At 71.5% G+C, this 21607-nt stretch carries 15 protein-coding genes and 1 tRNA gene; 4 read left to right on the top strand and 12 right to left on the bottom strand.

The genetic code is table 11. The features are described from left to right. Positions 1 to 131: 131 nt before the first annotated feature. Positions 132 to 1853 (top strand): cholesterol oxidase substrate-binding domain-containing protein, encoded by a 1722-nt coding sequence (locus tag MM440_RS08120; protein WP_241443801.1) that lies wholly within the window; start codon positions 132 to 134, stop codon positions 1851 to 1853. Between the two features lie 24 nt (positions 1854 to 1877). On the opposite strand, the gene MM440_RS08115 is transcribed toward MM440_RS08120, so the two are convergent. Together MM440_RS08115 and MM440_RS08110 are read right to left on the bottom strand one after the other, a co-directional pair. After that, positions 1878 to 2414: a helix-turn-helix domain-containing protein gene (locus tag MM440_RS08115; protein ID WP_241443800.1), complete on the bottom strand. Its 537-nt coding sequence runs from the start codon at positions 2412 to 2414 to the stop codon at positions 1878 to 1880. A 111-nt stretch (positions 2415 to 2525) separates the two neighbouring features. Then, positions 2526 to 2609 (bottom strand) — tRNA-Tyr (locus MM440_RS08110). Between the two features lie 159 nt (positions 2610 to 2768). Here MM440_RS08110 and MM440_RS08105 point away from each other — a divergent pair. Together MM440_RS08105 and MM440_RS08100 are read left to right on the top strand one after the other, a co-directional pair. Continuing rightward, positions 2769 to 3260 (top strand): YajQ family cyclic di-GMP-binding protein, encoded by a 492-nt coding sequence (locus MM440_RS08105; protein WP_241443799.1) that lies wholly within the window; start codon positions 2769 to 2771, stop codon positions 3258 to 3260. A 157-nt stretch (positions 3261 to 3417) separates the two neighbouring features. Next, entirely contained in the window at positions 3418 to 3996 is a 579-nt protein-coding gene (locus MM440_RS08100) for a DoxX family protein (protein WP_241443798.1), read from the top strand. A gap of 51 nt (positions 3997 to 4047) precedes the next feature. On the opposite strand, the gene pepN is transcribed toward MM440_RS08100, so the two are convergent. Continuing rightward, positions 4048 to 6588, bottom strand: coding sequence for an aminopeptidase N (gene pepN / locus MM440_RS08095; protein ID WP_241443797.1), 2541 nt, complete (start codon positions 6586 to 6588; stop codon positions 4048 to 4050). A 165-nt stretch (positions 6589 to 6753) separates the two neighbouring features. Here pepN and MM440_RS08090 point away from each other — a divergent pair, with 165 nt between their 5' ends. Further along, on the top strand, positions 6754 to 8067 hold the full coding sequence (locus MM440_RS08090; RefSeq protein ID WP_241443796.1) for an anaerobic C4-dicarboxylate transporter family protein: 1314 nt from the start codon (positions 6754 to 6756) through the stop codon (positions 8065 to 8067). Between the two features lie 8 nt (positions 8068 to 8075). On the opposite strand, the gene htpX is transcribed toward MM440_RS08090, so the two are convergent. The 9 genes from htpX to nuoL are packed head-to-tail and all read right to left on the bottom strand — an operon-like array spanning position 8076 to position 21593. After that, positions 8076 to 8933, bottom strand: a complete 858-nt coding sequence (gene htpX, locus MM440_RS08085) for a zinc metalloprotease HtpX (RefSeq protein ID WP_241443795.1) — start codon at positions 8931 to 8933, stop codon at positions 8076 to 8078. 7 nt (positions 8934 to 8940) lie between these two features. Continuing rightward, positions 8941 to 11082 (bottom strand): GGDEF domain-containing protein, encoded by a 2142-nt coding sequence (locus tag MM440_RS08080; protein WP_241443794.1) that lies wholly within the window; start codon positions 11080 to 11082, stop codon positions 8941 to 8943. A gap of 45 nt (positions 11083 to 11127) precedes the next feature. After that, positions 11128 to 12861: a hypothetical protein gene (locus tag MM440_RS08075; protein WP_241443793.1), complete on the bottom strand. Its 1734-nt coding sequence runs from the start codon at positions 12859 to 12861 to the stop codon at positions 11128 to 11130. Positions 12862 to 12909: 48 nt separating this feature from the next. After that, entirely contained in the window at positions 12910 to 14256 is a 1347-nt protein-coding gene (locus tag MM440_RS08070; RefSeq protein ID WP_241443792.1) for a D-arabinono-1,4-lactone oxidase, read from the bottom strand. Continuing rightward, positions 14253 to 15485, bottom strand: coding sequence for an alanine racemase (locus MM440_RS08065; RefSeq protein WP_241443791.1), 1233 nt, complete (start codon positions 15483 to 15485; stop codon positions 14253 to 14255). The genes MM440_RS08070 and MM440_RS08065 overlap by 4 nt, the downstream gene beginning before the upstream one ends. A 36-nt stretch (positions 15486 to 15521) precedes the next feature. Beyond that, a complete protein-coding gene (locus MM440_RS08060) occupies positions 15522 to 16532 on the bottom strand; it encodes a polyprenyl synthetase family protein (RefSeq protein ID WP_241443790.1) in 1011 nt (336 codons plus the stop codon). Then, a complete protein-coding gene (gene nuoN, locus MM440_RS08055; RefSeq protein ID WP_241443789.1) occupies positions 16529 to 18109 on the bottom strand; it encodes an NADH-quinone oxidoreductase subunit NuoN in 1581 nt (526 codons plus the stop codon). The genes MM440_RS08060 and nuoN overlap by 4 nt, the downstream gene beginning before the upstream one ends. After that, positions 18106 to 19647: an NADH-quinone oxidoreductase subunit M gene (locus MM440_RS08050; RefSeq protein WP_241443788.1), complete on the bottom strand. Its 1542-nt coding sequence runs from the start codon at positions 19645 to 19647 to the stop codon at positions 18106 to 18108. The genes nuoN and MM440_RS08050 overlap by 4 nt, the downstream gene beginning before the upstream one ends. Then, positions 19647 to 21593 (bottom strand): NADH-quinone oxidoreductase subunit L, encoded by a 1947-nt coding sequence (gene nuoL, locus MM440_RS08045; protein WP_420914142.1) that lies wholly within the window; start codon positions 21591 to 21593, stop codon positions 19647 to 19649. Before nuoL ends, MM440_RS08050 begins: the two co-directional genes overlap by 1 nt. Positions 21594 to 21607 lie beyond the last annotated feature (14 nt).

Here is a 21607-nt window from a genome sequence, read left to right as displayed (position 1 = left end):
AGGGGCTGCCTCGGACGGTGCGGCTACGCAACGGCGCTGGTCATGGACCCATCGCGATGAGTATGCGCCGAGCGGCGGACAGGACGCTGCCCCGCTCGTCACTCGTCCGGGCTAGTGGTTCCGGTCCGGCCATGGCCCTCCCCCATGACCTCCCGAACGTCTCCCTGCCCTCCGCACGCCCCTCCTCGCTGCCCTCTGCACGCCCCACCTCTCGGCCCACCCCGCCGCCCTCCGCAGGCCGCACGCCGTCCCGCCGAGCCGTGCTCGCGGCGGGTGCCGCCGGGTCGGTGGCCGCCCTGACCGGCTGGTCGGTCGTCGGCCGGGCCACCCCGGCCGAGGCGGCCGCCCTCGCCCCGACGCTCCTGCCCCCGCCGGGACTGCCGGCGGGCCTCGTGCCCTACCTCACGGTCTACCGGAACTGGTCCGGTGCGATCACGACGGATGCGCTGTGGGCGGTGACGCCGCTCGGCACCGACGCGATCGTGGCGCTCGCGAACTGGGCGCACGCCAACGGTTGGACGATCCGGCCGCGCGGGTTCAGCCACAACTGGTCGCCGCTGACCGTCACCGGCGGCGAGGACGGCAGCTCGCGCGTGCTGCTCGTCGACACCACTACCGGGCTCCTCGGCACCCAGGTCGACCGGGCCGCGCGCACGGTGTCGGTGGGTGCCGGCGACCGGCGAGCAGCGGCCCGCAGGGGCGACCTACGGCTCGCTATCCAACCTCGTCGTCGACCTCGACGCCGTCGTGTGGGACGCGGCGCGCGGGGCGTACGTGCTGCGGACCTTCCAGCGCACCGACCCCCAGATCGGTGCGCTGCTCGTGCACCTCGGGCGCGCCTTCGTCACCCGGGTGCGGCTGTGCACCACCGTCCTGCAGAAGCTGCGCTGCCGCAGCGACACGACGATCCCCGCGAGCGAGCTGCTGGCCGCGCCGGGGTCGGGCGGTCGCACGGTCGCACGGTCGCGAGCTTCCTCGACCAGTCCGGGCGGATGGAGATCATCCTCTTCCCGTTCACCAAGACGCCCTGGCTCAAGGTGTGGACGGTGCCACCGTGGCCGCCGCTCGGGAGCCGCCCGACGGTCCTCCCCTACAACTACGCCTTCGCCGACCTGCTGCCCAAGCCGATCACGGACCTGGTGGAGGGCATCCAGCGCGGGAACGTCTCCCTCGCGCCCACCTTCGGTGCCACCCAGCTGAGCATCGTGCAGGGCGGTCTGCTGAGCTCGCTGACGAGCGACCTCTGGGGCTCGGCGAAGGACCTGCTCCTCTACGTCCGGCCGACCACGCTGCGGGTCACCGCCAACGGGTACGCCGTGCTGTACCGGCGCGCGGACGTGCAGGGGGTGCTGCACGAGATCTACACGACCTACACCACGCTCGTGGACCGGTACGCCGCCGGTGGGCGGTATCCCATGAACGGCCCGCTCGAGCTGCGTGTCACCGGCCTCGACCAGCCCGGCGACGTCGCCATCCCCGGCGCGGTCGAGCCGCTGCTGTCCGCCGTGCGCCGCCGGCCCGACCGCCCCGACCTCGACACGGCGATCTGGATCGACGTGCTCACCCTGCCGGGCACCCCGGCGGCTGAGGAGTTCTACACCGAGCTGGAGCAGTGGCTGTTCGGCCGGGCGGGTGCCGGCGACATCGACGTGCGCGTGGAGTGGTCGAAGGGGTGGGCCTACACGCCCACGGCCGGCTGGGCGGACCGCGAGACCATCACCGGGACCATCCCCCGCTCGCTGACCACCGGGCAACCCGCCGGCGCCGACTTCGCGTCCGCCCGCGCGACGCTGGCAGCGCTCGACCCGCACCGGATCTACCGCAGCCCGTTGCTCGACCTGCTGCTGCCGTAGCCCGGGTGGCCGGCTGGGGGCGGCTCACAGCGCGATCGCCTCTCGCTCGGCGCGGTCGCGAACCCGGGGCTTGAGGCTGTCGACCGGCGAGACGTCGACCTCGACGCCGAGAATCTCGGCCAGCTCGCGCTCGAGACCGGCCAGAGCGAACAGCCCCCCGCCGGGCGCCAGGTCGACCAGGAGGTCGACGTCGCTGTCCGGCCCGTCCTCACCGCGGGCGACGCTGCCGAACACGCGCAGGTTCGTGGCGCCTCGGCGCTGCGCGGCAGCCATCAACGCGGCGCGTCGGCGACGCAGCCGCCGGCCCAGCCGCGTGTCCGGGATGCCCTGGTGCGCACCCTCGGGACCTGGTTCGACCACGACCGACAGACGTTGGCCGGTGGCAGCCACCAGCCGCGCCAAGGTCGTCAGGCTCGGGTCTCGCCCACCCGACTCGTAGGTGCTGATGACGCTCTGCGTCACACCCGCGCGGCGAGCGAGCTCGCTCTGCGAGAGACCGGCGACCAGTCGGGCCTCGCGCAGAACCGTCCCCGCCAGGGGTGTGGGCCGCGTCGCACTCATGCCGCCATCCTATAGCGGATCGTCTATGAGCATCAGGGGGGCGGTCCGGATCGCGCCCATGCAGAAGGCCCCTGGCCAGCGTCTCCGCTGGTCAGGGGCCTTGGGGGCACGTGGTGGCAGGTGAAGGATTCGAACCTTCGTAGCTTTCGCGACGGATTTACAGTCCGCTCCCATTGGCCGCTCGGGCAACCTGCCGTGGTGCGCGAGCCAGCATAGCAAGCCCCACGGGCTACCTCGAAACCGTGCGGGATGGGCCACAATGGAGGCCGGTTCGCGTGCACCGGTCGACAGCCCCGCCGCACGCCCCCGCGATCCAGACTCACGATCTACTCACGACTCACGCAAGGAGCCATCGTGGCCGACAGCTCGTTCGACATCGTCAGCAAGATCGACCGCCAGGAGGTGGCCAACGCCGTCAACACCGCGGCCAAGGAGATCGCCACGCGCTACGACTTCAAGAACGTCGGGGCCACCGTCGAGCTGTCCGGCGACTCGATCGCGATGAAGGCCAACAGCGAGGAGCGCGTGCTCGCCGTTCTCGACGTCGTGAAGACGTGGCTGGTCAAGCGCAAGGTCTCGCTCAAGCACCTGGACGTGCCGGACGCGCCGCGCGCCTCGGGCAAGGAGTACCGCCTGGACGTGCCCCTCAAGGAGGGCATCAGCTCGGAGAACGCCAAGAAGATCTCCAAGATGATCCGCGACGAGGGGCCCAAGAACGTCAAGTCCCAGATCCAGGGCGACGAGCTGCGCGTCACCAGCAAGAGCCGCGACGACCTGCAGGCGATCCAGAAGATGCTGCGGGAGGCCGACCTGGACGTCGCCCTCTCGTTCACGAACTACCGCTGAGGCCGCCTGGCCACACGCGCCCGCCGTCGGGCGCCTCGCGGGACGAGTCCCGTGGCCTCGTCCTGCCGCTGACCTGCGTAGAAGCCCACCCCCGGTGTCTGAGCCGGCGGGTGGGTTTCCTACTTTGGAAGGGTCAGATCCGACGGGAGGGGTCATCATGTCAACCTCGAACATCGACAACACCCAGGTCGAGCGTTCCGCACGGGGCATCTTCCAGACCGACATCGTGCACAGCCGCGGCGCCCGCCTGGCGCTGGCCGGGCTGCGACTGGTCCTCGGCTGGACGTTCCTGTGGGCGTTCATCGACAAGCTCTTCGGCCTCGGCTTCGCCACGCCGTCGGCGCGGGCCTGGATCGACGGGGGCACGCCGGCGCAAGGCTTCATGAAGGGCCGCCACCGGGCCGTTCGCCGAGTTCTTCCACTCGCTGGTGCGCACCTTCGGCGCGGCCAACGACTGGCTGTTCATGCTCGGGCTGCTCGGCATCGGCATCGCGCTCATCACCGGTTGCGGCCTCAAGATCGCCGCGTGGACCGGCACCCTGCTGCTGTTCCTGATGTACCTGGCGGAGTTCCCGCTCGGCGACACGGACCGGACGCGACCTTCACCAACCCGATCACCGACTCGCACTGGATCGAGGCGCTCGGCCTGATCGTCGTAGCCGCCACGCTCGCCGGTGACACGCTCGGTCTCGGGCGGTGGTGGGGCCGCCGCGTCGGCCGCGGCCTGCTGCGCTGACCCTCGGCGTCAGGCTCGCGGCGTCAGGCCTGAGGCGTCAGGCCTGAGGCGTCAGGCCCGCGCCGGGAAGGCCGCGCGACTGGCCAGGACCTCGCGCAGGATCGCGCGTTGGTCCACCATCGCGCGGCTGACCGCCGCGGTGAGGTCACCGCTGTCCAGCGCCGCGGTGACGGCGTCGTCGGTGGCCTGCTCGACCACCGGCAGCGGGAACGCGAACCGCGCGACCCGGGCCAGCGCGTCGTCGCCGACCCAGGCCTTCATGGCCGGGACGTCGACGAGGTAACGGTCGCGGTAGCCGCGCAGCAGCTCCTCGCTGCCGGACGACCAGAAGCCGAGCGCGAGGTTGTTCATCTCGTGGTTGGTCAGTCCGTGCTGACCGGTCAGCTGCTCCCACGCCCACGCCTTCGCGTCGGAGTCCGGCAACGCGCCGCGAGCCGCCAACCAGGCCAGGGTGCCCGTGACCGTGCGGTCGCTCTCGCGCACCTCGTCGATCCGGGCGGCGTCCACGAGTCCCGCACGGGCCATCGTGCGGAGCACGCCCCACCGGAAGTCCGCGTCGCCCTCGAGACCACTGGGGAGGTCTACCCCATCGAGCCAGCGGCGCAGCAGCGACTCGTCCGCGCTGGTGCGCGCCAGCAGGCGTGCGGCGGCGAGCGCGGCACCGGAGGCGGGTGGGGCTACCGCGAGCACGTTCGCGGCCATCGCGGCGACCCGCGCCAGCGCACCGGGACGCTCGTCGGCGGGGAGGTTCAGGGCGATCACGCGGTCGACGGTGCGGGTCGCCACGGCCATGCGCACCGAGTCATGCGTCTCCAGCGGCCAGGCGGCCTCGACGCAGGCGAGGAACAGCCGGGGGTCGACGGTGGCGAGCGCGAGCCCGTCGAAGAGTGCGTTCCAGACGACGCACCGCGCATCCAGGTCCTCCAGCGCACTGAGCTGACGGGGCAGGTCCGCGAGCGAGGCGTCGTCGAGCCGGACCGTCGCCCAGGTGAGGTCGGAGGCGTTCGGCAGCACGAGGGCCGCGCGCGGACGACCGGTCAGGGACGGCATCGGCACCGAGGCCGCGTCGAGCACCAGCGGCTCGCGCCAGCGCTCGGCGCCGTCGGTGAACCCGGCGACGTCGAGGACGTGGCTGCGGTCGGCCGGGTGCTCGGGCGGCGCGGTGCGGGTCAGGCGGGCGCCGGTGAGGATGGAGCCGGTTGCGTCGGTCTCGCAGGCGATGGAGTCGACGCCGGCGGTGGTCAGCCAGCTGTCCCGCCAGGCGTCCAGCGAAGCCCCGTGCCGCGCCTCGAGCGCACCGACGAAGTCGGTCAGCGTCGCGTTGGCGAACGCGTGCGCCTGCAGGTAGTCGCGCACACCCGCGTCGAACACGTCGTCGCCGATGTAGGCGATCAGCTGACGCAGCACCGCGCACCCCTTGGCGTAGGAGATGCCGTCGAAGTTCTGCAGCGCCGAAAGCGCGTCGGCGCTGCCGTTGCTCGCGACCGGGTGGGTCGACGGCGAACGCTCCGCGGCGTAGCCCCAGGCCTTGCGCACGATCGACTGGTGCGCCCACGCGTCCGGGTAGAGCCCGGTGCCCACCACCGCGCGCGAGGCCAGGAACTCGGCGAACGACTCGTTCAGCCACAGGTCGTCCCACCAGTCGAGGGTGACCAGGTCGCCGAACCACATGTGCGCCATCTCGTGCGCGATGGTGTTGTCGCGCGTCAGTAGCTCGGCGGGGGCGACGGCTCCGCGGTAGAGGTACTCGTCGCGGATGACGACGCAGCCCGGGTTCTCCATCGCGCCGGCGTTGAAGTCGGGCACGAACACCTGGTCGTAGCGCCCGAAGGGATACCGGATGCCGAACAGCCGGTGGTAGTAGTCGAAGCAGCGGCGCGTCACCTCCAGCATCTGCGGGGCGTTGCGCTCGAGCTGGGGTCGCAGCGAGGCGCGGGCGAACAGTCCGAGCGGGATGCCGTCGTGCTCCTCGGTCACCGAGACGTAGGGCCCCGCGCACACCGAGAAGAAGTAGGTCGCGATCGGCTGGGTCGTGGCCAGTCGCCACAGCCGGCTGCCCGGGTGGGTGTCGTTGGCGTTGGTGTCGGTGTCGGTGTCGTCGACGGTAGCGGCACCGTTGCCGATCACGACCCAGTGCTCGGGAACGCGCACGGTCACCGTGTGCGGCGCCTTCAGGTCCGGCTGGTCGAAGCAGGCGTAGATGCTCGGGGCGGCATCCATGAACGAGTGCCCGTAGACATAGTCCTCGCCGTCCGCGGGATCGGTCGAGCGGTGCAGGCCTGAGCCGTCGTGCCGGAACGGCATGGTGGCGCGCACGACGAGCTCGTTGTGCTCCGCCAGCCCGGGCAGCGGGAGCCGCCCGTCGGACCAGGTGGCGAGGTCGAGCGGCACGCCGTTGAGCGTCACCTCGTGCACCTCGCGGGCCTTGAGGTCGAGGAAGGTCGTCGCCCCGGCCGGCGACGCGGCGAAGGTCAGCCGGGTCACCGAGCCGAATACCTCCGCGCCCTGGGTGAGATCGAGGTCGATGGCGTAGGCCAGGTCGCTCACCACCGCCGCGCGGTCGCGGGCCTCGGTGCGGGTCAGGCTCGTCATGGGTCTAGGTCTATCGCATCGAGCAGGGGAAACCGAAGCCCGCGCCCTCGTAGGGGGACCCCGCCGACAGCCCACCGCGACCTTGCTCCTAGCCTGGATGAACGGTCTACATCACAGATGTCGGTGGCGCGCCCGCGCCAGCGGGAGGCCTTCAGGGGAGTCGACGTGATCTGGTTCCATCTCGCGGTCGTGCTGATCTTCATCGTCATCGGTGCCCGCCTCGGCGGCATCGGCATCGGTCTGGCCGGCGGCGCCGGTGTCGTCGTCCTCGTGGCGACCGGCCTGACCACCCAGGCGTCCAAGGACGTGCCCTGGTCGGTGATCGGCATCATCATGCCGGTCATCTGCACGGTCGCCGCCCTGCAGGTGGCCGGCGGGATCGACCATCTCGTCCACCTGACCGAGGTGCTGCTGCGGCGGCATCCGCGCCAGATCACCTTCCTGGCGCCCTTCGTGACCTACATGATGTCGTTGCTCTGCGGCACCGGGCACACGGCCTACTCGGTCATCCCGGTCATCGTCGACGTCGCCAAGGAGCACGGCATCCGGCCCTCCCGGCCGCTGTCGATCGCCGTGGTGTCCTCCCAGGTGGCGGTCGCCGCCTCCCCCATCTCGGCCGCCATGGTCGCGCTCGCCGCCTCGCTCACCCCGCTGCACGTCGGCTACCTGCAGTGCCTCGCCGTCGTCATCCCGACCACATTCGTCGGCTGCTTCGTCGGCGCCCTGGTGGCCTCGCGGCAGGGCTGCGAGCTGAAGGACGACCCGGTCTACCAGGAGCGGATGGCCAAGGGTCTGGTGCGCCGCGGCGTCGCGGGCGACTCGAGCTACGTGCCTGCGCGCAGCGCCGTCCCGAGCCTGCTGATCTTCCTGGCGGCGCTGGTCGTCGTCGTCGCCTACGCCACCGTGACGTCCAAGGAGCTCGGTCTGGTCAAGACCCCGCCGATGGACTCCACCTCGGCGATCATGGCGATCATGCTGACGACCGCGGCGATCATCATCGTCGTCGCGAAGAAGCCCGCAGGAGAGATCACCAAGACCTCGACGTTCAGCGCCGGCATGACCGCCGCCATCTGCATCATGGGGCTGGCGTGGCTGGGCAACGTCTTCGTCACCAACTACATGGAGACCATCCGCGCGGCCCTCTCCGGGCCGCTGCAGGCCCAGCCGTGGCTGGCGGGTGTCTTCTTCTACTTCGCCGCGCCGCTGATGTTCTCGCACGCCGCCACCACGACGGCCTTCATGCCGCTGCTGGTCAAGCTCGGCCTGCCGGCGGTGGCGCTGCTCGCGAGCTACCCGGCCGTGGCCAACTACTACCTGCTGCCGAACTACCCGACGACGGTCGCGGCCATGCAGATGGACGACACCGGCTCCACCCGGGTCGGCCGGATCGTGCTGCACCACCCGTTCGTCGTCCCCGGCACGGTAGCCATCGTGGTCACCATCGCGCTCGGCTTCCTGCTGGCGCCGTTGGTGGTCTGATCGGCGGCTCAGCGGGTCGACATGTCCTGCAGGCGGGCGATCCGGTCGGCCATCGGCGGGTGCGTGGCGAACAGCGCGGACACGTCCTGGGCGCGGAACGGGTTGGCGATCATCATGTGGCTGACGTTGACGACCCGCGGCTCCGGGGCGAGCGGGCGTTGCTGGGTGCCGAGCTCGAGCTTGCGCAGCGCCGAGGCGAGGGCGAGCGGGTCGCCGGTGAGCTTCGAGCCGTCCTCGTCGGCGTCGTACTCGCGGGTGCGGCTGATCGCCAGCTGGATGATCGTGGCGGCGAGCGGTGCCAGCAGCGACATGAGCAGCAGCACGATCGGGTTGGGGCGGTCGTCGTCGTTGGACCCGCCCACCCCGAACCACATGGCCATCTGCGCGATGCTGGTGATGACGCCACCGATCGCCGCGGCGACCGATGAGGTGAGGATGTCACGGTTGTAGACGTGCATCAGCTCGTGCCCGAGCACGCCGCGCAGCTCTCGCTCGTCGAGCATCGAGAGGATCCCCTCGGTGCAGCAGACGGCCGCGTTGGCGGGGTTGCGGCCGGTGGCGAAGGCGTTGGGGGCAGCCGTCGGCGAGACGTAGAGCGCCGGCATCGGCTGGCCGGCGCGCTGGGACAGCTCCTCGACGATGCGATACATCTGCGGCTGCTGCTCGCGGGTGACCGGGTAGGCCTGCATCGCCTTGAGGGCGAGGGTGGCGCTGTTCCAGTACGAGTAGAACGTGGTGCCGACGCCGATGAGCGCGAACAACCACAGGTAGCGCCCGGAGCCGATGACCGAGCCCAGCCCGAGCAGCAGCGCCCAGATGGCGCCGAACAGCAGCACGGTCTTCAGACCGTTGAAATGGCGATGCATGTCATTCCTAACGCGATCCGGGTGCAGCACGTTCCCTGCTGCGCCGCAGCAGCAGCGACTCGTCGGCCATGGACATCATCCGCCACAGGCTGCCGTCGGTGTCGCAGACCCCGTGGGCCTGACCCGCTGAGACCGTGACCTGCGGGTCGGTGACGGCGAGGCGCAGCGTGAGCGAACGACGCACCGTGGACACGCGGACGTTCCCCGGCAGCAGCAGCACGAACTCGTCGCTGCCGACCCGGGCCGCCGTGCCGGTGCGACCGGCCAGGTCGGCGAGGATCGTCGCCACGTTGCGCAGGGCGACGTCACCACCGGAGTGCCCGTAGCGCTCGTTGACCTCCTTGAGGTGGTCGACGTCGAGGAACATCACGACGACCTCGGTGCCGGGAGCGAGCGCGCGGTAGCTCGAGAGCAGCCCGCGCCGGGTCGCGAGCCCGGTGAGCGGGTCCAGCAGGCTGAGCCGCTGCAGCTCGTCGGCGGCGACGTCGCGCTGGCGTCGCACCCACAGGGCGAGGAAGGAGGTGAGCAGCAGCAGCCCGATGGCGGTGACCGCGAGGACGTCCCGCCCGGGGACATGGGCGGGACCGAAGGTCAGCGACACGTAGATCGCGACCGGCAGCAGGGCGGTGAAGCCCACCGCCACGGGCGTCTCGAGCAGCAGCGCGGCCGCGAACGTGGGGTAGGCGGCGAGCAGCAGCAGGAGCAGGGTGGCCGGGACGCCGGCGGACGTCACCAGGGTCAGCTGGGCGCAGAGCACGGCCACGAGCAGCGACGGGATCGCGAGCCAGGTCGCCGGGCGCGGGGTGAGCGCGATCCAGGAGCCGACACCGGCCAGGAGCACGCACCCGAGGACCAGCCCGGTCAGGGCGGTCTCCGACGCGGCCGGGTGGCGCGGCACGAGGACGAAGGCGAGGCCCATCGCGACCAGCGACAGCCCGAGGATGCGGGTGTCCGCGACCTGGCGCGGGACGTCCCGGGCCGCGCGCGGGCGCTCGCTGCCGGCGCGGCGCTGCAGACCGACCGGCCCGGGCAGGCCGACGTCGGCGTCGTAGTCCTCGATCACCGAGCGGTCGCTGCCGAGCGAGCGCGCCCGCTGGGCCGCCCGCTCGGCGAGCATGACGGCACCGCTCAACCGGCCGGGGGCGGCAGCCGACCGGGGGATCCCGCGCAGCGCACCGACGCTGACCTCGATCCGGCGGTCGCCCCAGCGCTCGGCGGGCGGGTCGAGCCGCCGCTCCCCCGGCTGCGCGGTCCGGACGGCCTGCAGGATCGCTGCCGCCAGCTGACGCGGGTCGTGGTGGGTCACGACGACGAAACCGTTGCCGGTCACCCGGCCGACCAGGTGGTCGCGGCGGTAGGCGCGGCTGATCACCGAGGCCACCCGGACCAGCACCTGGTCGCCGACGAAGTGCCCGAGGGAGTCGTTGATCTCCTTGAGGTTGTCGATGTCGACGGTGAGCACCGAGATCGTCTCGGTGTGGTCGAGGGAGCCGACGAGCGCGTTGAACTCCTGGTCCAGCCCGTGTCGGTTGAGCACCGAGGTCAGCGGGTCCTGCCAGCTCTGCTCCTGCACCATCCGCTCCATGGCGCGCAGGCTGCCGAGCACCTGCACGGTGAGCAGGGCCGGGAGGTAGAGCACCCCGAGAGCCAGCAGCACCAGCCCCGCGTCGGCCACGCCGACCCGCCCGTCGCGGGCCAGGAAGACCAGCGCGCTCACGGTGCAGACGCAGGTCACCAGCCCGAGCTGCCACGCCCGGCAGAGGTAGCCGCCGATCATGATCACCGGGCCGAGCAGCCAGAACCAGTAGAGCGCGGAGCGCGGCTCGACCAGGAACGGCTGGAACATCAGTGTCGAGAAGGAGGACAACGAGATGACGACGGTCGCGTAACCGGGTTGTACCCAGCGCGGGACGAGCAGGACCAGCAGGCTCTGCGCCAGGTAGGCGATCGCGACCAGCAAGAACCCGATCAACCCCCACGTCCCGGCGAAGCCTCGGGACACGAGCAGGTCGACGATCCCGACGTAGAGCGCCCCCAGCGGCACGATCGCGAGGATCACCTGCGGGCGGTCCAGGACGTCGGCGACCCACTCGCTCATGCGTCGCGTGGGGACCCCGTCTCCGCGGGCCGCGGCCGAGGCGTCGTCCATGAGGGTCACGGTAGTCGTGCGACCCTGGCCGCGCCGCAGGATCGGCTACTGCTTCACCAGGACGATCAGCCCGGCCTGCGAGCGGTACTGCCCCGGCGCGAAGGTCTCCAGGCCGGCGGCTCGCCGGTAGTGCGGCAGCAGGTAGGACAGCACGGGGTCGCGTCGGGCGAACGCCTCGAAGCCGTCACCTTGGACCGCGTCGGTCGAGACCAGGATGACGTCGGGCAGCCGGTCGGTCCGGCGATACCAGTCGACGCTCACCTGGCCGATGTCGGCGAAGTCCTCGAGCCAGACGATGTTGGTGTCGGCGCGGGCGCCGGTGATGAGGAAGGCGCCGGTCACCGCCCCGTAGACCATCAGGCTCTGACCCGGCTTCACCCACTGCCGGACGGTCTGGTCGACCTCGCGCAGGTGCCACAGCTCGCGCCCGCCGGAGAGCAGCCCGGCATAGGGGCCGGGCGAGGGCGCCGGCACGAGCGAGACGAACGCCCCGTTGCCGTAGAAGTTGGTGGCCAGCTGGGTGATCAGCAGGACCCCGACGCTCGCGATCACAGCGAGCCGCAGGCTGCCGGCCCGGACCTTCGCCCCGAGGCCCTGGGCCGCGACGAAGCGCAGCACGGCGACGGAGACCGCGATGCTCATCGCCACCGAGGCCGGCGGGAACTCGCCGTACCACGGTCCGGCGTAGGTCGTCGCGGCCACCATCGGCAGTCCGAGGACGACCGTGGGGGCCGCGATCAGCAGCAGCGGCGCGAGGGCGCGGTCGTGCCGCCAGGTCCACCACAGGGCGAGCGGCAGGAGGCACCACACGGTGTAGAGCTGGATCGAGCCGCCGTAGCGCATCCAGTTGATGCCGTCGACCTGCAGGGCGAGCAGGCTGGTGAGGCCAAGGACGACCGGGAACCACACGGCGGCCCGCACCCGCCAGGCCCGCGGGACGACGGGCACGACCGCGACGAGCGCCACGAGCACGGCCGGCAGGCGGACGGGTCGGATGAGCTCGTAGAGCCAGGAGACCGTCGTGAAGCTCAACCGCTCGCCGGGGGTGGAGCGGGGTGCCTGGTAGTCCACCGTGTAGTCGATGGTGGCCTTGATCGCCGACCAGCCGATGACGCCGAGGAAGTAGCTGAGGATGACGGCGCTGGTGACGGCCAGGCTGACCAGCAGCGGCAGCCACACCCCGCGGCGCCAGGTCAGCACGAGCAGCACCATCGCGGTCACCACCATGCTCGGCGCGAGCGACTGCAGGCTGATCGCCCCGCAGGGCAGGGCGACGCCGACCGGCACCAGCCAGCGGGCCGCCCGCTCGCGGGGTCCGCGCACGGCGGCGTAGCCGCAGCAGGTCGCGAGGACCATCGCCAGCGTCGGCACGGTGTTGTAGCTGATCCCCCACACGTGATAGCTCGTGATGACCAGCGCCCAGGCCAGTGCGGTGAAGGCGATGAGCGGCCGGATCCCGCCCGCACGCAGGGCGCGGTAGCTGAACAGACCCACCCCGGCAGCCACGAGCAGGTAGAACCAGCGGTAGGCGAGGACGAGGAAGTTCTGCCCGAACAGGTGCGTCCACACCCACACGAACGGCGCCCCGAACGCCGACCCCACGGCCTGGGCGTTCATCTCGTCGACGAACAGCAGGTCGCCCTGGGCGATCCGTTGGGCCAGGGCGACGATGTGCGAGCCGTCGTAGAGGTCTGCCCCGGACACCAGGCGCACGACCATCCAGCAGAGCAGCGCCAGGGCCGACAAGGCCACGACCCGACTCTCCCGCGCCTCGCTCACCCGAGCATCATGCCGTGTCGGCGGCCTCCGGTCGAAGCCCCGGGCCGCTCAGTCGCCGAGGACCCGACGCAGGTGCTCGTTCGCGAACGTCCGCGAGGGGTCTACCCGGTCCCGGACGGCGCGGAAGTCCTCGAACCGCGGGTAGAGCTCCCGCAACCGGTCCGCTGCGAGGCTGTGCACCTTGCCCCAGTGCGGCCGCCCGCCGTGGGCGGCGGCGAGCGACTCGAGCTCGGCGAGATAGTGGTCGGCCGGCATGCCGCGGAACTGGTGGACGGCCACGTAGGCGACGTCCTGCTGGTAGGCGGTCGAGAGCCACACGTCGTCGGCGGCGAGGAAGCGGACCTCGACGGGGAAGAGGATCGGCGCGCGGGTGCGGCGGACGAACGTGTCGAGCCCTTCGAGGATCTCGGCCACGGCAGCCCGCGGCACGGCGTACTCGCTCTCGACGAAGCGCACGCGGCGCGGGCTCACGAAGACCCGGTCGGACGGCGCGGTGTAGGTGCGCTCGCCCAGCGCCCGCGCGGCGACCGCGTTGAGCTGCGGGACCAGCGCGGGCCGCTGCGCGCCGACCCGACAGACCGCCTCGAACAGGCCGTTGGCGAGGATCTCGTCCTCCAGCACGCCCCGCCACCGCGGCAGCGGCCGACCCTCGTCGGCACCCGGGGCCAGCCGCCGGTTGGCCTTGACCAGGGCGCGGTCCGTCCAGGGGAACCAGAACAGCTCGGCGTGGTCGTGGGCGTCGACGAGCCCTGGCAGGTCGGCGAGGACGTCCGAGAGGGGCGCGGGGTACTCATGGGCGACGATGTCGAACGCCGGGACGCACTGCAGCGTCACGGCCGAGATGACGCCGAGGGCGCCCAGCCCGAGGCGGGCCGCCTCGAACAGCTCCGGATCGTCGCCGCCGGCCTGCAGGTCGACCACCGACCCGTCGGCCAGCACGAGCTGGAGCCCGCGGACGTCCGCGGTGATCCCCTGGTAGCGGCCGCCGGTGCCGTGGGTGCCGGTGGCGAGCGCGCCCGCGATGCTCTGGCTGTCGATGTCACCGAGGTTCGGCAGCGCCAGGCCGAGCAGGGCCAGGGTGCGGTTGAGCGCCCGGAGCCGGGTGCCCGCCGCGACCGTCACCAGCCCGGTGTTCCGGTCGGCGCGCAGCACCCCGGTCAAGCCGTCGAGGGTGATCTGGAGGCCGTCGGTCGCCGCGATCGGCGTGAACGAGTGCCCGGCACCCACGGCCTTGACCGCGCGACCTGCGGCGGTCGCTCCCGCGACCAGCTCGGCGAGCTCGGCGACCCGCGTCGGCCGGGCAACAGCGCTCGGCCGGGCCGTGACGTTGCCGCTCCAGTTGCGCCACTCGTGACCCGGCGCTGCCCCCTCGGCTCGCTCTGCTGCCTGGCTCATCCGAAGTTTCGTCCTTCCCCTCGATAGGTGGGCACCTCGTCGACCACCTGGCCGCCGGCGATCAGGTAGAGCCGATCGAAGCGCTCGCACGTCTCCCCCGCCTTCGCCGGGCGCAGCCACACCCGGTCACCGATCCGCACCGGCTCGCCGTCCCGTCGCCCGAGGCGCTCGGTCCGTCGCAGCGGCGTCTGCACCTCGCCGGCACCCTCCCGCGAGAGCAGTCGTAGACCGGCCGGGGCCACCGGGGTCGGCGCGTGGTCGGGCCCGGTGCGCCCCGAGGCGATGATGCCACCACCGGCCACCGTGACGATGTGCGGTGCGGGGATGCGGGTCACGCAGGTGACGAGGAACAGCGCCGCCTGCAGCGCCAGGTCGCGGTAGCCGTCGAACAGGGTGGGTGCGTAGAGCCCCGAGCCGGCGGCCAGCTCGGTCACCCCGCGCCGACCCGGCTCGGTGCGACCGGTGATGTGCAGGCTGCCGGTGCCGCCGCCGTTGACCAGCTCGAGCGAGCGGCCGGCCGCCTGCTCGACCGCCTCGATGATGTCGCTGCGCCGCCGGGCGAGCTCGGCGGCCGAGCGGCGCTTGACCAGCCGGATGGCGGGGCCGCGGTCGTCGACACCCGCGATCTGGGCCTCGTAGAAGAGCAGGCCGTCGAGCTCGGCGTGGTGGCTGCCGAGCACCGCCCGGGCCAGCGCCAGGACCTCCTCGACGTCGTGCAGCGGGGACCGCCGGGCCCCGAGGTGCTGGCGGCCGATGCGCAGCGACGCGTCGACGTCGATGACCACCCGCACGCGCGCGCCGCCGCCGGCGCCGAGCGCGTCGGCCACCAGCTCCAGGTGGGCGGGGTCGTCGATCGTGACGGCGATGGCAGCCCGCGCCGACTCGTCGCGGGCCAGCCGCTCGAGCGCCGGCCGGTCGGTGCTCGGGTAGGCAACGAGCAGGTCGTCGTGCCCCTGGTCCGCGAGCCACAGCGCCTCGCGCAGGGAGTAGCACATCACGCCGACGTACCCCGGGTGGCGGACGACCCGCTCCAGCAGCGGCCGGCACCGGACCGACTTGGTCACGACGCGGATCGGGCGGCCCGCGGCGGCCGTCACCATCGAGGCGGCGTTGGCGTCGAACGCGTCCAGGTCGACGACGGCGCACGGCAGCGGGACGTCGAGCCCGTCGCGCACGGTCGCGGCCAGAGCGCTCTCCAGCCCTGGGTCGAAGGCCACCGTGCTCGACATGCCCTCACTGTAATGCGACGGCCAGTCTCGCTGGGGTCAGACCACGCGATCTACCACGCCTGCGGCGACGGTGCGCAGCGCCTGGGTGACCTCGTTGTCACCGAGCGGAGTCAGCAGGTCCTGCGCCTCCTGGGCCACCGCGTGGGTGTAGCGACGGGCCTCCTCCAGCGCCGGGTGCGCGCGCAGCAGGGTGAGCGCCTCCTCGACGCCGGCGTCGTCCTCTGACAGGTCGGAGCGCAACAGCTCCTGCAGCCGGGCGTCAGCGGGGTCGCTCGACGCGAGCGCGTAGAGCACGGGCAGGGTCCGCACGCCCTCGCGCAGGTCGGTGCCCGGCGTCTTGCCGGACTGCTCGGACTCGGCGGCGATGTCGAGCAGGTCGTCGGCGAGCTGGAAGGCGATGCCCAGCTGCTCGCCGTAGCGACGCATGATCTCGACGACGTGCGGCTCGCAGCCCGCGAACATCGCGCCGTAGCGCGCCGCGGTGGCGATCAGGCCACCGGTCTTGTCGGCGAGGACGTCGAGGTAGTAGCCGACCGGCTCCACCCCGTCCGGACACGGCCGGTCGTCGCGGATCTGCCCGCTGCACAGGCGCACGAAGGTGTCGGCCTGGATCCGCACGGCCTCCGGACCGAGGTCGGCGACCAGCGCCGAGGCACGGCCGAAGAGCAGGTCGCCGATGAGGATGGCCGTGGAGTTGCCGTAGCGCGCGTTGGCGGAGACGACCGCCCGGCGCAGTTCGGCCTCGTCCATGACGTCGTCGTGGTAGAGCGAGGCCATGTGGATCAGCTCGACGGCCGTCGCGGCCTTGACGACCTGGTCGTCGCGACCGGTCCCGAGCTCGGCGGCGAGCAGGGTGAGCAGCGGTCGGAACCGCTTCCCCGAGCCCGCCAGGTGACCGCTCGCCTCGGTGATGAAGCCGTCCTCGCTCTGCAGGACGCCCTCGAACAGCGTGTTGACCTCCGCGAGCCCAGCAAGCAGGCGCCCGGTCAGCTCGGCCGAGGCACCGGGGATGACCGAGGGCGCGTCGGCGGCAGGGGTCCCGCTCATGGGAGGAACTGCGAGTTCTGCGTCGCCAGCTCAAGCAGGCGAGCAGGGACGACGCCGAGGATCACGGTCATGGCGACGCCGGTCGCGATCGCGATGGTGCTGGCCGCGGACGGCAGGACCACCCGGGCCGCACCGGCGGCGTCCTGCGGGGCCGGCTCGGCGAAGTACATGACCAGGATGACCCGGAAGTACGCCCACGCGGTGATGGCAGAGCACAGCACGCCGATGACGGCGAGCCAGATGCCCATCGTCCCGCCGTGCGCGATCGCGGCGTTGAAGACGCCGAACTTGGAGGTGAAGCCCGACGTCAGCGGGATGCCCGCGAAGGCCAGCATGAGCAGGGTGAACAGCGCGGCGACGACCGGCGCGCGTCGGCCGAGGCCGGCCCACTGCGAGATGGCGGTCGCCTCGGAGCCGTCGGCGTCGCGCAGCAGCGCGACGATGGTGAAGGCGGCGATGACGCTGAAGCCGTAGGCGATCGCGTAGAACAGGGCGCTCGCCACACCGGCCCGGTCGAACGAGAGCACCGCGACCAGGATGAAGCCGGCGTGCGCGATCGAGCTGTAGGCGAGCATCCGCTTGATGTCGGACTGCGCGATCGTGACGACGGATCCGACCACCATCGTGAGGACGGCGACGATCCACAGCGCCACCTGGAAGGACCAGCGGTCCCCTGCCACACCGACGTAGAGCACCCGCAGCAGGGCGGCCATCGCGGCGAGCTTGGTGCAGGCGGCCATGAAGCCGCTGACCGCGGTCGGCGCGCCCTGGTAGACGTCCGGCGTCCAGGCGTGGAACGGCACCGCGCCGATCTTGAACAGCAGCCCGATGAGGACGAAGAAGACACCGGGCAGCAGCAGGCCGTCGAGGCCGTTGACCGTGCCGATCGCCGTGGCGATGTCGTGCAGGCGCACCGACCCGGCGTAGCCGTAGAGGAGCGCGGCGCCGAACAGGTAGAACGCCGAGGAGAAGGCGCCGAGCAGGAAGTACTTGAGCGAGGCCTCCTGCGACAGCAGCCGGCGCCGACGGGCCAGGCCGGTGAGGACGTAGAGCGGCAGCGAGAGCACCTCGAGCGCCACGAACAGGGTCAGCAGGTCACCCGCGGCGGGGAAGATCAGCATGCCAAGGACCGAGAACATCGTGAGCGGGTAGATCTCGGTGGTGGTCGCGCCGAGCCGCTGGGCCAGACCCTCGGCGTGCGAGCCGGGGGCCGAGGCGCCGTCGCGGGTGAACGCGTCCATGTGGTCCGAGCCGAGCCGCTCCGACATGGCGAGCAGCCCGATCAGCGCGAGGACGCACAGCGAGCCCTGCACCAGCAGGGCCGGCCCGTCGATGACGATGGCGCCGGCGACCGTGGTGGTCTGGTTGGTGCGTGCGCCGGTCAGCACCGCGGCGAGCGCGCCGAGCAGCCCGAGGACGGCGATGGTCAGCTGCACGACGTAGCGCTTGTCGCGCGGGACGAAGGCCTCGACCAGCACGCCGAGGAGTGCGGCGACGGTCACGATGAGCAACGGAGCGACCGCGGCGACGTTGATCGTCGCCGGGACGAAGTCGGCACTCGGCACGAGCGAGGTCACTTGGCACTCTCCTTGGCGGTGTCGACGCCGATGCCGGCGATGGGCGGCGGGTCGGTGACGCCGACCTGCTGCAGGACCGTGGTCATCGCCGGGTTGATGACGTCCAGGGCCGGCTTGGGGTAGAAGCCGAGGCCGAGCAGCGCCACGATCAGGGGCGCGACGACCCACTTCTCGCGAGCCGTGAGGTCACGCACGGGGGTGGCCAGCTCGGGCTTGGGCCCGGTCATCATCCGCTGGTACATGAGCAGGATGTAGAGCGCGGCCAAGATGATCGCCAGCGCGGCGATCCCGCCCGCGACCGGGTGCCGCTGGAAGGTGCCCACGAGGACGAGGAACTCCGAGACGAACGACCCCATGCCGGGCAGCGCCAGGCCGGCGAGCCCCGCGAAGAGGAACACGCCCGCGAGCACCGGGGTGACCCGCTGCCAGCCGCCGAAGTCGGGGATCAGCTGGCTGCCGCGGCGCCGGATCAGCATGGCGGCGACGAGGAACAGCGCGGCGGTCGTGAACCCGTGGTTGATCATGTAGAGCGCGGAGCCGTTGGCCGCGGTGGTGGTGAACGCGAAGATGCCGAGCACGATGAAGCCGAAGTGGCTGATCGAGGTGCAGGCGATGAGTCGCATGATGTCCTTCGACGCGATCGCGAGGAAGGCGCCGTAGAACACCGAGATCAGCGCCAGCACGATGATCACTGGGGCGGCCCAGCGGCTGGCGTCGGGGAACAGCGGCAGGCAGAAGCGCAGCATCCCGAAGGTGCCGACCTTGTCGAGGATGCCGACGAGCAGCGTGGCCGTGGCCGGGGTGGCCTGCTGGGCGGTGTCCGGCAGCCAGGTGTGCACCGGCCACATCGGCGCCTTCACGGCGAAGGCGAAGAAGAAGCCGAGGAACATCAGCCGCTCGGCCGTCTCGCCCATCTGCAGGCCGGTGAGGTTGGTGACCAGCATGGCGGTCGGGCCGCCGGTGCTCTGGGCGAACAGACCGATGAGCGCCGCGAGCATGACCAGCCCGCCGACGAAGCCGAAGATCAGGAACTTCAGGGCGGCGCGGCGCCGATCGGGCCCGCCATAGCTGCCGACGAGGAAGTAGACCGGGAAGAGCAGCGCCTCGAAGAAGACGTAGAACAAGAACACGTCGGTCGCGGCGAAGACGCCGACGATGCAGGTGATGAGGACGAGCAGCAGCGCAAAGTAGTTCTGCTCGCGCCGCCCACCGACCGGGACCTCGTGCCAGGCCGCCAGGATGCAGACCGGGGCGAGGACGAGCGACATCAAGATCAGGGTGAGCGACATGCCGTCGACACCGAGGGCCCAGGACGTGCCGAACGCGGGGATCCACGAGTGCTGCTCGACGAGCTGGAACTGCGCACCACCGATGCGGTACTGCGTCGCCGCGACCACCCCGACGAGCAGGGTGAGCAGGGTGGTCCCGAGAGCCACCTGCTTGGCGCGCCACGCAGCGGAGTCCGGCAGGACGGCCGTGATGGCGGCGCCGACGAGCGGCAGCACGCACAGCACGGTCAACCAGGGGACGTTGGACATCACTGCATCACCCACATCGTGCCGAGGATCACGACGATGCCCGCGAGCATCGTCAGGGCATAGGACCGGACATAGCCGTTCTGGAGCTTGCGCAGGCTCTGGGCGGCGTCCATCAGGCCGACGCCGAGGCCGCGCGCCCCACCGTCGACGACCGTGTCGTCACCGGCCGCGAGGCCGTTGGCAAGCGCGTTGCCGGGCTGCACGAACAGCCCGTCGTTGAACGCGTCCTGGTAGAAGTCGTTGGCGGCCAGCCGGGTCACGGCGGACCCGCGCGGTGCCACCTGAGGCACCTCGTCGCGCCAGTACTTCATCCAGGCGACGGCCACCCCGATCACCATCAGCAGCTGGGTGAGCAGCGTGATGACGAGCACCGGCAGCACCGGGTGCTCCTCGCCGTGCCCGCCGACCACGGGCTCCAGCCAGCCGGGGAAGCCGGCGAAGTTGAGGACCGCGCCGAGCGCGACCGAGCCCACGGCCAGCACGATCATCGGGATCGTCATGGTCGACGGCGCCTCGTGCGGGTGGTCGCCCTCGAGCCAGCGGCGCCGACCGTGGAAGGTGAGGAAGAACAGCCGCGACATGTAGAACGCGGTGAGACCCGCGACGAGCATGGTCGTCAGGCCGAACACCCAGGGGCGCCAGCCCTCACCGATGAACGCCGCCTCGATGATCTTGTCCTTGGACCAGAAGCCGGACAGCAGCGGGAAGCCGATGATCGCGAGCCAGCCGCACAAGAAGGTAATCCAGGTGGTCTTCATCTTGCCCGAGAGGGCACCGAAGGTCCGCATGTCGACCCGGTCCCCCATGGCGTGCATGACCGAGCCGGCGCCGAGGAACATGCCGGCCTTGAAGAAGCCGTGGGTGAGCAGGTGGAAGATCGCGAAGGCGTAGCCGACCGGGCCGAGGCCCGCGGCGAGCATCATGTAGCCGATCTGGGACATCGTGGAGGCCGCGAGCGCCTTCTTGATGTCGTCCTTGGCGCAGCCGATGATCGCGCCCATCGTGAGGGTGATGGCACCGACGATGGTCACGGCCAGCTGGGCGGTCGGCGCCAGGTTGAACAGCGACGACGAGCGCACGACGAGGTAGACCCCCGCGGTCACCATGGTGGCCGCGTGGATGAGCGCCGACACGGGGGTCGGGCCGGCCATCGCGTCGCCGAGCCAGCTCTGCAGCGGGAACTGCGCGGACTTGCCGCAGGCGGCCAGCAGCAGCATCAGCGCGATGAAGGTGACCCAGCCGGTGGGCGCGTTGTGCGCCGCCGCATCCACCCCGGTGAACGTCACGGTGCCGAAGCAGGCGAACATCGCCATGATCGCGAGCGACATGCCGACGTCACCGACACGGTTGGCGAAGAACGCCTTGTTGGCGGCGGACGCGTAGGGCGGGTTCCAGTTCCAGAAGCCGATCAGCAGGTAGGACGCCAGACCGACGCCCTCCCAGCCGACGTAGAGCATCAGGTAGGAGTCCGCGACCACGAGCGTGAGCATGGCGGCGATGAACAGGTTGAGGTAGGCGAAGAACCGGCGCTTGTCCGGGTCGTGCGCCATGTAGCCGAGCGAGTAGACGTGGATCAGCGAGCCGACGAAGGTGATCAGCAGCACGAACGCGATGGACAGCTGGTCCAGCCGGATCCCCGCGTCGACGTGGAAGGATCCCGCCGGCACCCACGAGTAGAGCGTGCGCGTCACCGCGCGCTCGTCGGCCGGCTTGGCCAGCATCTCGACGAAGATCGCCGCGCCGACGCCGAAGCTGGCCCAGGACAGACCGGTCGCGAGCGCCGGGCCGAAGGAGTTGGTGCGGCGGCCGCCGAGCAGCAGCAGGGCGGCACCGAGCGCCGGCAGCGCGATGAGCAGCCAGCCGAGGCCGGCGATGCCGTCCGCCTGGTGCACGGTCGCGGCACCCTCGGTGCCGAGGGCCGCAAGGGCGGTGGTGGGAAGTGTCACGCCAGTCGCTCCTT

It is taken from the genome of Arsenicicoccus piscis, from assembly GCF_022568835.1.
In the GTDB taxonomy this organism is placed as follows: domain Bacteria; phylum Actinomycetota; class Actinomycetes; order Actinomycetales; family Dermatophilaceae; genus Arsenicicoccus; species Arsenicicoccus piscis.
This window is presented reverse-complemented; position numbering and strand designations above follow the sequence as displayed.

What these genes read in the sequence shown, in the direction of transcription:
- MM440_RS08120 (WP_241443801.1), top strand. Translation starts at nt 132, where the DNA reads ATGGCCCTCCCCCATGACCTCCCGAACGTCTCCCTGCCCTCCGCACGC.
- MM440_RS08115 (WP_241443800.1), bottom strand. Translation starts at nt 2,414, where the DNA reads ATGAGTGCGACGCGGCCCACACCCCTGGCGGGGACGGTTCTGCGCGAG.
- MM440_RS08100 (WP_241443798.1), top strand. Translation starts at nt 3,418, where the DNA reads ATGTCAACCTCGAACATCGACAACACCCAGGTCGAGCGTTCCGCACGG.
- htpX (WP_241443795.1), bottom strand. Translation starts at nt 8,933, where the DNA reads ATGCATCGCCATTTCAACGGTCTGAAGACCGTGCTGCTGTTCGGCGCC.
- MM440_RS08050 (WP_241443788.1), bottom strand. Translation starts at nt 19,647, where the DNA reads ATGTCCAACGTCCCCTGGTTGACCGTGCTGTGCGTGCTGCCGCTCGTC.
- MM440_RS08080 (WP_241443794.1), bottom strand. Translation starts at nt 11,082, where the DNA reads ATGGACGACGCCTCGGCCGCGGCCCGCGGAGACGGGGTCCCCACGCGA.
- pepN (WP_241443797.1), bottom strand. Translation starts at nt 6,588, where the DNA reads ATGACGAGCCTGACCCGCACCGAGGCCCGCGACCGCGCGGCGGTGGTG.
- MM440_RS08060 (WP_241443790.1), bottom strand. Translation starts at nt 16,532, where the DNA reads ATGAGCGGGACCCCTGCCGCCGACGCGCCCTCGGTCATCCCCGGTGCC.
- MM440_RS08070 (WP_241443792.1), bottom strand. Translation starts at nt 14,256, where the DNA reads ATGAGCCAGGCAGCAGAGCGAGCCGAGGGGGCAGCGCCGGGTCACGAG.
- MM440_RS08065 (WP_241443791.1), bottom strand. Translation starts at nt 15,485, where the DNA reads ATGTCGAGCACGGTGGCCTTCGACCCAGGGCTGGAGAGCGCTCTGGCC.